Consider the following 12,845-nt stretch of genomic DNA (forward strand, 5'->3'; position numbering starts at 1 on the left):
CCCGCCGAATAACTACGACTGTATTGATCGTAGTTTGTGGCGGCAAGTCTTTTTTTCGCCGAAGGTCTTCCTGCATGCCCCGCTGGCCCCTTCGATAATGCTGTATTTCCTGGCTTACAGGGCTGTATCGTGAGCCGAGAAAGACGACGGATGGCGCCAAGGCACTTTGCTCGCCGGCAGGAGAAGGCGTAGTATTTACGACAAAATTAGTCGGAGATTGACATGTCGCTATACAGTGCCGGCGTCGAATACGGCCTCCATTGCCTGCTGTTCCTGGTGGACGAGCGTGGCGATACCCGCGAGTCCAGCGTGCGCGACCTGGCCGAGTTGCAGGGGGTGCCCCAGGAGTACCTGGCCAAGGTCTTCACCAAGCTGGCGCGCGCGGGGTTGGTGGCCGCCACCGAAGGCGTGCGCGGGGGCTTTCGTCTGGCGCGGCCGTCCGACGAGATCACCGTGCTCGACATCGTCACCGCCATCGATGGGCCGAAGAAGATCTTCGACTGCCGCGAAATCCGCGAGCGCTGCACGCTGTTCGAAGGCGCGGCGCCAGGTTGGGCGACCGAGGGTACCTGCGCCATCCATGCCGTGATGCTGGGGGCGCAGAAGCGGATGGAAGAGGCGCTCGCGCAGCAGACCATCCTCGACCTGGCCCGGCGTTTCGGGCGCAAGGCCCCGACGGAGTTCGGGGTGAAGGTCAATGAGTGGATGAGTGAGCGGCGGGAAGGCAAAGGGAGCGGAGGGGAGATCGCGGTTACCCAGGTGTAAGGGGAATGGCAGTACCGGCCCTGTGGGGTTGCCTCGAGGTCAGTCAGTCAAGCGGCCCCAGATGTCTTCAGCCCGCCCGGGCCTCATGCCGCTTGCGGTACGCTCCCGGCTGCACCCCCACCGCCTTGGCGAACGCCCGGGTAAACGCCGCCACCGACTGATACCCCACCTGCGCCCCCACCTGTTCCACGGTATTCCCCGCCTTGAGCAACTGGCAGGCATGGCGCATGCGCAAGGCCAGCAGCACCCGGCCGGGCGACTGCCCCGCCAGCTCGTTGAAGCGCTTGAAGAACGCTGAACGCGACAACCCCGTGCAGGCCGCCATGCTTTCCAGGTGCCAGGCCTGACCCGGCTGCGCGATCAACTGCTCCAGCAACGCCGCGAAGGCCGGCTGGCGGGCGAGGGCGACCAACCCACCCAAGGATCGCCCAGCGTGTACCTGCTGGCGCAATACATACAGGAACAACAGGTGGGTCAAGCGCTCCAGCAGCGCCTGCGACGGCGTGGGCGTGCGCCGGCACTCCTCGAGGATCAGCTCGAACAGCGAGCGTGCGGCATGCCCCGCAGGCTCTGCGGCGCGCAACAGGATCCAGTCGGCCAAGCCTTCGACGATCAGCGACGACAACCCCGAGCGAAAATGAAAAAAGCCGCAGACCAGGCCAACGCCGTCGCCGGCTTCGCTGTCCAGTGGCTGCATCGTCTGGCGTGGTTGGGCACAGGCGCTGGCCGGGTCTTCGTCGCCAGACAGCCGATAGGCCAGGTCGCGCAGCAGGAACACCGCATCGCCGCTTTCCAGCCGTATGGGCCCGGGTTGCCCGTCGATGTGCAGCCAGCAGTGCCCCTGCACCACCAGGTGGAAGCTCGCCCGGCCCATGCCTTGGGTGCTGGCGTGCCAGCCGCCGCAGTAGCGGCCGACATGGAACAGGCTGGCATCGAGCTCCAGGCTCTCTAATAACCAATCGACAGGGTGGCAGGATGAAATCATCTAATGCAAAGACTCAGGAGCAAGGAAAGGCGACTGATGAATATGGAGGGTAATTCTTATAACCAACAGACTGTACGCAACCCCCACCAAAGGAGACCACGCCATGTCCTCGCGCATTACTCTACACACTCTGCAGAGCGCCCCGGAAGCTGCGCGTCCGTTCCTCGAGAATGCCCTGAAGAACTCCGGCTTCATCCCCAACCTGTTGGGTATCCTGGCCAACGCCCCAGCGGCGCTGGAAACCTACGTCACCGTCTCGGCGCTCAACGGCAAGTCGCAGCTGTCCTTGGCCGAGCGCGAGGTGGTACAGCTGATCGCCGCCACCCACCACGGGTGCGACTTCTGCGTGGCCGGCCACACCGCCGTGGCCCTGAACAAGGCCAAGCTGCCTCAGGACGTGGTCGACGCCCTGCGTGCCCGTGGCGAGCTGCCCGATGCCAGGTACGAGGCCCTGGCCGAATTCGCCCGCGAAGTGATCGCCACCCGTGGCAATGTCGGCGAGGCCACCTACGCGGCGTTTCGCGGGGCCGGCTACAGCGAGGGCAACGCCCTGGAAGTGATTCTCGGGGTGAGCCTCGCAACCCTGTGCAACTTTGCTAATGTGTTCGCCCAGACGCCGCTCAACGACGAACTCGGCAAATACCGCTGGCAGCCGTCGGCGTGAGCCGCGCGCGGTGCCGTTCGGGCCGCGTTTCGTAAAGGAGAAGGGACATGCTTGATTCCGCATTTCGACAATGGCTGGACGCCAATGCCGAGGCTATCGACCTGGGCCAGTGCGACCCGCACCTGGTCCTGGGGCATATCGCCGAGTCGCAGCTGCTGCGCGTGGGCATCGACCCCGCCTTGGGCGGTTCGGGCGGCCAGATCACCGACGCGGTGGAAGCCATCGCCGCCATCGCCAGCCGTTCGCTGGCGGCGGCCTTCGTCTGCTGGGGCCAGCGCGCGTTCATCGAATACCTGCTGCAAAGCCCTAACCTGGCCCTGCGCGAACGCCTGCTGGCGGACCTGCTCAAGGGCGAGCTGGCTGGCGCTACCGGGTTGTCCAATGCCATGAAGTACCTGTCTGGCATCGAGGCCCTGCAGGTGCGAGCCCGCCCCCAAGCCGCCGGCTGGACGCTGGAAGGCCGCCTGCACTGGGTGACCAACCTGCGCAAGAGCGGTTTCGTGGTTGCCGCGGCGGTCGAAGAGGATGCCGGTGCTGCGCCGTTCGTCCTGGCGATCCCGTCCACTCAGGTGGGCGTGGAGCGCTCCGAGGACCTGCGATTGATGGGGCTGCAATCGAGCAACACCGCCGCGCTGGCCTTCCACCAGGTCGAGCTGGGCCGTGACTGGCTGCTGCACGAGAACGCCCGCGAGTTCCTGCCCAAGGTGCGGCCGGCCTTCCTGGCGTTGCAGTGCGGCATGGCCATCGGCCTGGCCCGACGTGCCCTGGAAGAGGTGAGCGGGCATCTGCAAGGGCGCGGTTCGTTCCTCGAGGAAGCCCGCCAGGTGCTGGCCGAGCGCCTGGAGAATACCGTGGATGCACTCAAGCAGGGCCTGCTCGACGGCCGCTTCGTCAGCCAGCCGGCGGCGCTGTTCAAGCTGCGCATCATCCTGGCCGAAAGCGCCGCCGACGCCGTGCAACTGGAGCTGCAGGCCAGCGGCGGCAAGGCCTACCTGGACGCCTATGGCGCCGGCTTCGCCCGTCGCTGGCGCGAGTCGGCGTTCGTGCCGATCGTCACCCCGAGCCTGGTGCAACTGCGTGCCGAACTGCAACGCCAGGCGGCCGCGGCATGAGCCAGGCAGTGCTCGAAGCCCGTGACATCTGCCTGGGCTACCCGCGTGAAGGTGGCTGGCAAGCGGTGCTGGAACAGTTCGACCTGAGCCTGGCGCCGGGCGAGGTGGTGAGCATCCTCGGCCCTAGCGGGGTCGGCAAGTCCAGCCTGTTGCGCGTACTGGCAGGCCTGCAGCAGCCCCAGGGTGGCCGCGTGGCCCTGCACGGCGAGCCCTTGCTGGGCCCGCACCCGCGCCTGGCGGTGGCCTTCCAGGACCCGAGCCTGCTGCCCTGGTTGAGCCTGGAGAAGAACGTCGCCTTCGGCCTGGACTTCGCGCGCCAGCCAAAGCTGGCGGCGGCCGAGCAGCGCGCGCGCATCGACCATGCCATCGAGGCGGTAGGCCTGGCCCATGCGCGCAACCAGTACCCGGCGCAACTGTCTGGCGGCATGGCCCAGCGCACCGCCCTGGCACGCTGCCTGGCGCGCCAGCCGCAGGTGCTGCTGCTCGACGAACCCTTCGGTGCCCTCGACGAGGTGACCCGCGCCGACATGCAGCAATTGCTCCTGCAACTGATCGCCACCCACGGGACGGCGGCGGTGCTGATCACCCACGATATCGACGAAGCCCTACTGTTGTCCGACCGGGTCCTGCTACTGGGCAACCACCCGGCGCACACCCTTGGCCAATGGCACATCGACCTGCCGCAACCGCGTGGGCAGTGGGTCGAGGAACTGGGCGCGCTGCGTATCGAGATCCTCAAGACCCTTCGGCGGGCAAGCCGCATCAGCGAACCTTCTTCTTCCCCCTTGCCATTGCCGTCGGAGGCTGCCCATGTGCATGGATGACTGCTGTTCCTCTACTTCCCGCCGCGATTTCATCAAGCTCGGCGCCATGCTCAGTGCCGCCGGGGCGCTGCCATTGCTGACGAGCCTGCAGGCGCGCGCCGCCGTCGAGCCGGACGCGCCGGTGCGCATCGGCTACCTGCCGATCACCGACGCCACGCCGTTGCTGGTGGCGCACAACAATGGCCTGTTCGAGGCCGAGGGCATCAAGGCCGAGCGCCCGGTGCTGCTGCGTAGCTGGGCGCAGGTGATCGAGGCGTTCATCTCCGGCCAGGTCAACGTCATCCACCTGCTGTCGCCGATGACGGTCTGGGCGCGCTATGGCAGCAAGGTGCCGGCCAAGGTGGTGGCCTGGAACCACGTCGGTGGTTCGGGGCTGACCGTGGCGCCGGACATTACCGACGTGAAACAGCTGGGCGGCAAGACCGTGGCCATTCCGTTCTGGTACTCGATCCACAACGTGGTGCTGCAGCAGATGTTGCGCGACCACGGCCTCACGCCGGTGTCGAAGCCGGCCAGCGCGCAGTTGGCGGGCAGTGAAGTCAACCTGCTGGTGTTGCCGCCGTCGGACATGCCGCCGGCCCTGGCCAGCAAGCGCATCGCTGGCTATATCGTCGCCGAGCCGTTCAATGCGCTGGCCGAGGACCTCAAAGTCGGCCGTGTGCAGCGCTTCACCGGCGACGTCTGGCGCAACCATGCCTGCTGCGTGGTGTTCATGCACGAGCACGACCTGACCAATCGCCCCGAGTGGTCGCAGAAGGTGGTCAACGCCATCGTCAAGGCCCAGCTGTGGACCCGCGACCACCGCGCCGAGGCGGCCGCGTTGCTGTCCAAGGCCGGCCCCAACAAGTACACCCCGCACACCCCGCAGGTGCTCGGCAAGGTGCTGGCGCCTGCCGCCGAGGACCGTGCCGGCTACATCGCCAGCGGTGCGATCCGCCACCAGCAGTGGGATGAGAGGCGCATCGATTTCCAGCCCTATCCGTTCCCCAGCTACACCGAGGAACTGGTCAAGCGCCTGAAGCACACGCTGATTGAGGGCGACAGCAGCTTCCTGGCCGGCCTGGACCCGACCCTGACCGCCCGCGACCTGGTGGACGACCGCTTCGTGCGCAACGCCATCGCCGCGGCGGGCGGCCTGTCGGCCTTCGGCCAGCCCGAGGGGTTCGAGCGTAGCGAGGAGTTTTCGGTCTGATGCGCAAGCACGTCGTGCAAGGTGCCCTGGGCCTGGCTGGCCTGGCGGCCCTGCTGTTGCTGTGGTGGGCGGGGGTCGGCGTGTTCGGCGAGGCCGATGGCCTGTCGGCGCGCTTCTCGCCCGAGGCGACCCTGGCCAGCTTGGTCGAGCTGCTCGGTCAGGGTGAGGTCTACGGGCATGTCTGGGTGAGCCTCAAGCGCATCCTGGTCGGCTTGCTGCTGGCGCTGCTGATCGGCGTGCCCCTGGGGCTGCTGGTGGGCAGCTACCGGCACCTGGAGGCGGCGACCACGCCAGCGTTCCAGTTCCTGCGGATGATCTCGCCGCTGTCGTGGATGCCTGTGGTGGTCATGCTGATGGGCGTGGGCGACCAGCCGATCTACTTCCTCCTGGCCTTCGCCGCGCTGTGGCCGATCCTGCTCAACACCGCCGCTGGCGTACGCCAGCTCGACCCGCGTTGGTTGCAGCTCTCGCGCAGCCTCAGCGCCACGCGCTGGGAAACCCTGTGCAAGGTGATAATCCCGGGGGTGATCGGTCATGTGCTGACCGGCGTGCGCCTGGCCATCGGCATTCTGTGGATCGTGCTGGTGCCGTGCGAGATGCTCGGGGTCAGTGCGGGGCTGGGCTACTTCATCCTCGATACCCGTGACCGGCTGGCCTATTCGGAGCTGATGGCCATGGTGCTGTTGATCGGTGTGTTGGGGTTCATGCTCGATGCCTTGGCCCGGGGCCTGCATCGTCGGTGGGTGCATGCCTGAATCTGGGCTGCAAAGCAGCCCCAGGATGAGAATCCTGGGCACCCGCAGGGCATGCGGGCGTAAAATACCCCTTTGCCCACCCCGAGCCCTTCATGCCTGCCCCCATCGAACTGCTCCAGACCCACCCCGACCAGGCCGAGCTGATCCGCAACCTCTACCAGTTCTATGCCTACGAGTCCTCCGACTGGGAACAGGAGGACGTCGAGGCCGATGGCCGCTTCTACATCCACGACGAACACCTGCAGCGCTACTGGCAGTCGCCCGGCTGGAGCGCCAGCCTGGTGCTGGTGGACGGCTTCATCGCTGGCTTCGTGCTGATCGAGCGCAGTGAGCTGCCAGGCCTGGAGGCCAGCGAACTGGCCGACCTGTTCATCCTGAAAAAATATCGCCGCCAGGGCATCGGCCAGACTGTGGCGCAGTCGCTGCTGTGCAGCGGGGAGGGCGACTGGTTGCTGCGCTGCTATCGCCAGGACCCGGTGGCCGTGGCGTTCTGCAAGGCCGTGCTGACCGGCCTGCCACGCGCGTCGAGGGCGATCGCGCTGGAAGACGAGCCCGATCTGCTGAATTTCCTGGTGAGCGCCTCGCGTCATTGACGGCGCCGGTCAGGGTTCGGGTTGTGCCGCGGCGACGGATTTATGTGAACTGCTTCACAAAAAAATCCGACAAGCGGCATAATGCCAGCACGTCATCATCCAGGCCCGGCCCTGTCGGGCTGGCGATCCGTTTCCGTGCGTGCCGCAGGTTCAGGTAAAGCCTATGTCGCTAGTCGCAAGTCCCGACATCATGTACCGGTTGTTGATCCAGAGCGTAGCGGACTACGCCATCTGCCTGTTGACCCCCGAGGGGGTGGTGGCCAACTGGAACCCGGGGGCGCAGCGGGCCAAGGGCTACGAGGCGCAGGAAATCATCGGGCGGCACTATTCGCTGTTCTACCCGCAGGCCGAGCGCGACGCCGGGGTGCCCGAGCAGAACCTCGACCAGGCGCGCCGTACCGGTCGCTTCGAGGCCACTGGCTGGCGCCTGCGCAAGGATGGTTCGGCCTTCCAGGCCCATGTGGTGATCGACGCGGTGCACGACGACGATGGGCGCCTGGTGGGGTTCGCCAAGACCACCCGTGACATCTCCGAGCGCCGCCGCTACGAGGAGGCGTTGGTCCAGGCCAAGGAACTGGCCGAGCGATGCAGCCAGGAGACCGGCACCCTGTCGCGCTTCCTCGATTCGGTGATCGCCAACATTCCCGCCAGCGTCATCGCCCAGGACCTCGACAGCCAGCGCATCCTGCTGGCCAACCAGCAGGCCGAGCGCCTGTTCGGCGGGCAGCAGACAAGCATGGTCGGCCTTCGCCCCGACGAGTGCCTGACACCGGCCATCGCTCAGTACCTGGAGCAGCAACTGGCCCGCGGTGCGCGCAGCACCAAGGGGTACGCCGCCGAGACCCGCGTCGACACCGCTTGCGGCCTGCGGATCCTGCGTAGCCGCGCGCTGCTCAGCCAGAACCGCGAAGGCCAGGCCGACTATGTGCTGTTCATCGCCGAGGACGCCACCGAAGAGCTGGCCGCCCATGCCCAGATCCACCACATGGCCCATCATGATGCCCTGACCGGGCTGCCCAACCGTGTCCTCTTCCACGAGCGGCTCAAGCAAGCCTTGGTGCGTGGCGACGACAGCGGCAAGCTGACCGCGGCGCTGTGCCTGGACCTGGACAACTTCAAGAACATCAACGACTCCCTCGGCCATGCCTTCGGCGACAAGCTGCTGCGTGCCCTGGGCAAGCGCCTGCGCCGTGAGCTGCGTGAGCACGACACCCTGGCACGGCTGGGGGGCGACGAATTCGCCGTGGTCCTGGTCGGGCTGGAGAGCCGCGAGTCCGCCTGCAGCACTGCCCAGCGCCTGATCGATGCGGTCTGCCCACCGTTCCACATCGAGGGCCACCAGTTCTCGGTCGGCGTGAGCATCGGCATCGCCATCGCCCCGGACGATCACGAACAGGCTGAACAGTTGCTCGGCTATGCCGACATGGCCTTGTACGAGGCCAAGCGCAATGGCCGCAACCGCTACGAATGCTTCCAGGTCGAGCTGGATGTCGCCGCGCGTCAGCGTCGCCTGGTGGAAACCGACCTGCGCACCGCCCTGCACATGGGGCAGTTGCAACTGCACTACCAACCCGTGGTGGACCAGCAGAGCCGTAGCGTCACCGGCTACGAGGCGCTGCTGCGCTGGGAGCACCCGACCCGGGGCATGGTCATGCCCATGGACTTCATCCCCATCGCCGAGGAAACCGGGCTGATCCACGAGATCGGTGCCCGCGCCCTGAACCTGGCGTGCCAGGAGGCGGCCACCTGGGACAGCGAGCAGACCGTGTCGGTGAACCTGTCGCCGGTGCAGTTCAAGAGCGCCAACCTGGTGCACAGCGTGGCCCTGGCCTTGGCTGACTCGGGCCTGGCGCCCCATCGGCTGGAGCTGGAGATCACCGAGTCGGTGCTGCTGGGCAACAGCGAGGAGAACGTGCGTACCTTGCGTGCGCTCAAGGACCTGGGGGTGTCGATTTCCTTGGACGATTTCGGCACGGGCTATTCGTCGCTCGGCTACCTGCGTTCGTTCCCCTTCGACCGGATCAAGATCGACAAGTCGTTCGTCCATGACATGTGCGAGAGCCGCGAGGCCATGTCGATCATCCGCGCCATCACCGAGCTGTCCAACAGCCTGATGATCAAGACCACCGCCGAGGGCGTGGAGTCGCGGGAGCAGATGGCGCGCCTGGCCGCCGAAGGCTGCTCGCATTTCCAAGGCTACCTGTATGGCCGACCGGCACCGGCGAGCCAGCGGTTGAAGAGTGTCGCGGCTATGTAGTCAGTCGCCGCCATTGGGGGCGCGAAGCGGCCCCAACATTTGCCAAGGCCCCCAGAATCTGGTCGATCAGCGAACGGAAACCGCTCCCGGACCAGGCCCCACGGCCTGGCGGGTTTCTCATCCCGCTCCATCTCTTCTAGAATCCGTCCCATGCCCCAGGCCCGCACAGGCCAGGGCGCCTCCCAGGCGCAGCATCGGGCCGCGCCGTCGTCGAGAACACCATGAGTTCCAGCACACCGTTGTCCGGGGTCAACCATCCGCTACGTGGCATCGCCCTGGTGGTGATGGCGACCTTCCTGTTCGCCAGCCATGATGCCCTGTCCAAGTTCCTGGGGGGCCTGTACCCGATCATCATGGTGGTCTGGGCGCGCTACCTGGTGCATACCTTGCTGATGGCCGGCATCTTCCTGCCCAAGGCCGGCCTGCGCGTGCTGCGTACCCGTCGGCCAATGCTGCAGACCCTGCGTGCCCTGAGCCTGCTGAGCACCAGCCTGCTGTTCACCGCTGGCCTGCAGTACCTGCCGCTGGCCGAGGCGACGGCGGTCAACTTCCTCGCCCCGGTGCTGGTCACGGCCCTGTCAGCGCCGCTGCTCAAGGAGCGGGTCAGCCTGGGGCAGTGGGTGGCGGTGGTGATGGGCTTCATCGGTGTGCTGGTGGTGGTGCACCCGGGCGGGGCGATGTTCACCCCGGCGATCCTGTTCCCCTTCGGCTCGGCCCTGGGTTTTTGCTTCTACCAGTTGCTCACGCGCAAGCTGGCCGCCCATGACAGCCCGACCACCAGCAACTTCTACGCCGGCCTGTGCAACACCCTGGTGATGACGGCGCTGGTGCCGTTCTTCTGGCAACTGCCGCAGTGGGAGCATGCGCTGCTGATGCTGGCCCTGGGCGGATGCGGCATGACCGCGCACTTGCTGCTCACCCAGGCCTTCCGTCATGCCGCGCCGGCGCTGCTGGCGCCGTTCAGCTATTGCCAGATCGTCTTCGCCGGGCTGCTGGGCCTGCTGATCTTCAGCCAGATGCCGGACAACACCAGCCTGGTGGGCATCGCCATCATCTGCCTCAGCGGCCTGGGCGCCGCCTGGATGCACCGCAAGTAGCGTCGCTCACGCCCTGGGGTGGCTGCGCAGTGCCGCTTCGGGGCGCTGACAGAGTGACGCTATCGCCACTGAATACTGGCTCTATTAGACCTCTGCGCAAGCTCGACTAGTCTTTCCCCTGGCCCCGCGAAAAACGCGCAGGCGGCGTGCCCGTACCTGCCGTCCAACGCCCGCCAGCGCTTCGCAAGCCCGTGTCGGCGCGAGACCGACCAGACCTGATGAGGGGTAGGCATGAGCCACCGTGCTCGGCTGATCGAATACCTGGCATAGACCGGAAATCTGGATAACCGACCCAAAGGTAAACGCAGATGGCGAACGAATCGAAATGCCCGTTCCATCAAACCGCAGGTGGCGGCCCCACCCTCCAAGACTGGTGGCCTGACTACCTGAATCTCAGGATCCTTCACCAGCATTCGTCCAAGTCCGACCCGATGGAGCCGGATTTCGACTATGCCAAGGCGTTCAAGAGCCTCGACTTCCAGGCCCTCAAGCAAGACCTGCACGCCTTGATGACCGACTCCCAGGACTGGTGGCCGGCCGACTTCGGCCACTATGGCCCACTGTTCATCCGTATGGCCTGGCACAGCGCCGGTACCTATCGCATCGGTGACGGCCGTGGCGGTGCGGGTTCTGGCCAGCAGCGCTTCGCCCCGCTCAACAGCTGGCCGGACAACGTCAGCCTCGACAAGGCCCGGCGTTTGCTCTGGCCGATCAAGCAAAAGTACGGTCGCAATATCTCCTGGGCCGACCTGATCGTCCTCACCGGCAACGTCGCCCTCGAGTCCATGGGCTTCAAGACCTTTGGCTTCTCCGGCGGGCGTGTCGATGCCTGGGAGCCGGACGAAGATGTCTACTGGGGCTCGGAAACGACCTGGCTCGGCGGTGACGTGCGCTACGCCAGCAGCGGCGAAGGCCCACTGGTAGCCCAGCCACAACTGCACGGCAGCGAGGAGAGCCGCAACGAGGCACCTGGGCGCAACCTGGAAAACCCCCTGGCCGCCGTGCAGATGGGCCTGATCTACGTCAACCCGGAAGGCCCGGACGGCACCCCCGACCCGGTGGCCTCGGGCAAGGACATCCGTGAGACCTTCGGCCGCATGGCCATGAACGACGAGGAAACCGTGGCGCTGATCGCCGGTGGGCACGCCTTCGGCAAGACCCATGGCGCCGCCTCGGCCGAGAACGTCGGCCCTGAGCCTGAGGCTGCGGGCCTGGAGATGCAGGGCCTGGGTTGGCACAACAAGTACGGTACCGGCAAAGGCGCCGATACCATCACCAGCGGCCTGGAGGTGATCTGGACGTCCACCCCGACCCGCTGGAGCAACGAGTACCTGGAGAACCTGTTCAAGTTCGACTGGGAACTGACCAAGAGCCCGGCCGGTGCCCACCAGTGGCGGCCGAAGAATGGCGAAGGGGCAGGGCAGATCCCCGATGCCCACGACCCGAGCAAGCGCCATGCCCCGGCCATGCTGACCTCCGACCTGGCCCTGCGTTTCGACCCGATCTACGAGCCGATCGCCCGCCGCTTCAAGGACAACCCGGACCAATTGGCCGACGCCTTCGCCCGCGCCTGGTACAAGCTGATCCACCGTGACATGGGCCCGCTGTCGCGCTACCTGGGCCCGGAAATGCCCCAGGAAGAGCTGCTCTGGCAGGACCCGATCCCGGCGGTCGACCACCCGCTGGTGGGTGAGCAGGACATCGCCGAGCTCAAGGCCAAGGTGCTGGCCTCGGGCCTGAGCGTGTCGGAACTGGTGGCCACGGCCTGGGCCGCGGCGTCCACCTTCCGCGGCTCGGACAAGCGCGGTGGCGTCAATGGTGCGCGCCTGCGCCTGGCGCCACAACGCTTCTGGGCGGCCAACCAGCCCGAACAGTTGGACAAGGTGCTCAAGGTGCTGGAGAAGATCCAGGCTGACTTCAATGCCACGGGCAAGAAGGTCTCTCTGGCCGACCTGATCGTCCTGGCCGGCAACGCAGCGGTGGAAAAGGCTGCCAAGGATGCCGGGCACGATGTCCGCGTCCCGTTCAGGCCAGGGCGCATGGACGCCTCCCAGGAGCAGACCGACGTCGAGTCGTTCAGCGTGCTGGAGCCGTTGGCCGATGGGTTCCGCAACTTCTCCAAGGCCCGCTACAGCGTCAAGGCCGAGCGGCTGCTGGTGGACAAGGCCCAACTGCTGACCCTCACCGCGCCGCAGATGACCGTGCTGGTCGGTGGCCTGCGGGTGCTGGGGGCCAATACCGGCGGCAGCAAGCATGGCGTGTTCACCGACCGGCCGGGCGTGCTCAGCAACGACTTCTTCACCAACCTGCTGGACATGGGCGTGGAGTGGAAACCGACCTCCGAGGACAACGAGACCTTCGAAGGCCGCGACCGCAAGACCGGCCAGGTGAAGTGGACCGGTACCCGCGTCGACTTGGTGTTCGGCTCCCATGCCCAGCTGCGGGCCCTGTGCGAGGTGTATGGCAGCGGTGACGGCAAGGACAAGTTCGTCAAAGACTTCGTCGCGGCCTGGAACAAGGTCATGGAGCTGGATCGGTTCGACCTGGCGTAATCGTTGTCATGGGGGCGCTTCGCGCCCCCAAGCAGTTAGTCGCTGCCGA

11 protein-coding genes are annotated in these 12,845 nt (G+C 66.4%); 10 read left to right on the plus strand and 1 reads right to left on the minus strand.

Annotated elements, in window-relative coordinates; all coding sequences use genetic code 11:
* The first annotated feature begins 222 nt into the window (after positions 1-222).
* Positions 223-765, plus strand: a complete 543-nt coding sequence (locus tag NJF35_RS14855; protein WP_225789701.1) for an RrF2 family transcriptional regulator — start codon at positions 223-225, stop codon at positions 763-765.
* A gap of 67 nt (positions 766-832) precedes the next feature.
* On the opposite strand, the gene NJF35_RS14860 is transcribed toward NJF35_RS14855, so the two are convergent.
* Positions 833-1,750, minus strand: a complete 918-nt coding sequence (locus NJF35_RS14860; RefSeq protein ID WP_225789700.1) for an AraC family transcriptional regulator — start codon at positions 1,748-1,750, stop codon at positions 833-835.
* 103 nt (positions 1,751-1,853) lie between these two features.
* Here NJF35_RS14860 and NJF35_RS14865 point away from each other — a divergent pair, with 103 nt between their 5' ends.
* The 9 genes from NJF35_RS14865 to katG all read left to right on the plus strand — a co-directional run bounded on the left by NJF35_RS14865 (position 1,854) and on the right by katG (position 12,796).
* Entirely contained in the window at positions 1,854-2,414 is a 561-nt protein-coding gene (locus NJF35_RS14865; protein WP_225789699.1) for a carboxymuconolactone decarboxylase family protein, read from the plus strand.
* Positions 2,415-2,461: 47 nt separating this feature from the next.
* Positions 2,462-3,526 carry an acyl-CoA dehydrogenase family protein gene (locus tag NJF35_RS14870; RefSeq protein ID WP_225789698.1) on the plus strand — a complete coding sequence of 355 codons (1,065 nt, stop codon included), beginning with the start codon at positions 2,462-2,464 and terminating at the stop codon, positions 3,524-3,526.
* Complete coding sequence (locus NJF35_RS14875) at positions 3,523-4,350, plus strand: ABC transporter ATP-binding protein (protein ID WP_225789697.1); 828 nt, start codon at positions 3,523-3,525, stop codon at positions 4,348-4,350. Before NJF35_RS14870 ends, NJF35_RS14875 begins: the two co-directional genes overlap by 4 nt.
* A complete protein-coding gene (locus NJF35_RS14880) occupies positions 4,337-5,542 on the plus strand; it encodes an ABC transporter substrate-binding protein (RefSeq protein ID WP_253091208.1) in 1,206 nt (401 codons plus the stop codon). The genes NJF35_RS14875 and NJF35_RS14880 overlap by 14 nt, the downstream gene beginning before the upstream one ends.
* On the plus strand, positions 5,542-6,297 hold the full coding sequence (locus tag NJF35_RS14885) for an ABC transporter permease (RefSeq protein ID WP_253080329.1): 756 nt from the start codon (positions 5,542-5,544) through the stop codon (positions 6,295-6,297). The genes NJF35_RS14880 and NJF35_RS14885 overlap by 1 nt, the downstream gene beginning before the upstream one ends.
* A 92-nt stretch (positions 6,298-6,389) precedes the next feature.
* Entirely contained in the window at positions 6,390-6,890 is a 501-nt protein-coding gene (locus tag NJF35_RS14890) for a GNAT family N-acetyltransferase (RefSeq protein WP_225789694.1), read from the plus strand.
* Positions 6,891-7,053: 163 nt separating this feature from the next.
* The gene (locus NJF35_RS14895; protein WP_225789693.1) at positions 7,054-9,147 is read left to right on the plus strand and encodes an EAL domain-containing protein; all 2,094 of its coding nucleotides are present in this window, start codon (positions 7,054-7,056) and stop codon (positions 9,145-9,147) included.
* 221 nt (positions 9,148-9,368) lie between these two features.
* A complete protein-coding gene (locus tag NJF35_RS14900) occupies positions 9,369-10,244 on the plus strand; it encodes a DMT family transporter (protein ID WP_225789692.1) in 876 nt (291 codons plus the stop codon).
* Positions 10,245-10,552: 308 nt separating this feature from the next.
* Positions 10,553-12,796 carry a catalase/peroxidase HPI gene (katG, locus tag NJF35_RS14905; RefSeq protein WP_253091209.1) on the plus strand — a complete coding sequence of 748 codons (2,244 nt, stop codon included), beginning with the start codon at positions 10,553-10,555 and terminating at the stop codon, positions 12,794-12,796.
* Positions 12,797-12,845: the final 49 nt, after the last annotated feature.

Source organism: Pseudomonas guariconensis, assembly GCF_024127895.1.
Classification (GTDB): Bacteria; Pseudomonadota; Gammaproteobacteria; order Pseudomonadales; family Pseudomonadaceae; genus Aquipseudomonas; species Aquipseudomonas guariconensis_B.

Bases quoted from the DNA above. Each gene is read 5' to 3' on its own strand.
- NJF35_RS14895 (WP_225789693.1), top strand. From the start codon at position 7,054: ATGTCGCTAGTCGCAAGTCCCGACATCATGTACCGGTTGTTGATCCAG.
- NJF35_RS14865 (WP_225789699.1), top strand. From the start codon at position 1,854: ATGTCCTCGCGCATTACTCTACACACTCTGCAGAGCGCCCCGGAAGCT.
- katG (WP_253091209.1), top strand. From the start codon at position 10,553: ATGGCGAACGAATCGAAATGCCCGTTCCATCAAACCGCAGGTGGCGGC.
- NJF35_RS14875 (WP_225789697.1), top strand. From the start codon at position 3,523: ATGAGCCAGGCAGTGCTCGAAGCCCGTGACATCTGCCTGGGCTACCCG.
- NJF35_RS14860 (WP_225789700.1), bottom strand. From the start codon at position 1,750: ATGATTTCATCCTGCCACCCTGTCGATTGGTTATTAGAGAGCCTGGAG.
- NJF35_RS14885 (WP_253080329.1), top strand. From the start codon at position 5,542: ATGCGCAAGCACGTCGTGCAAGGTGCCCTGGGCCTGGCTGGCCTGGCG.
- NJF35_RS14870 (WP_225789698.1), top strand. From the start codon at position 2,462: ATGCTTGATTCCGCATTTCGACAATGGCTGGACGCCAATGCCGAGGCT.
- NJF35_RS14890 (WP_225789694.1), top strand. From the start codon at position 6,390: ATGCCTGCCCCCATCGAACTGCTCCAGACCCACCCCGACCAGGCCGAG.
- NJF35_RS14900 (WP_225789692.1), top strand. From the start codon at position 9,369: ATGAGTTCCAGCACACCGTTGTCCGGGGTCAACCATCCGCTACGTGGC.
- NJF35_RS14855 (WP_225789701.1), top strand. From the start codon at position 223: ATGTCGCTATACAGTGCCGGCGTCGAATACGGCCTCCATTGCCTGCTG.
- NJF35_RS14880 (WP_253091208.1), top strand. From the start codon at position 4,337: ATGTGCATGGATGACTGCTGTTCCTCTACTTCCCGCCGCGATTTCATC.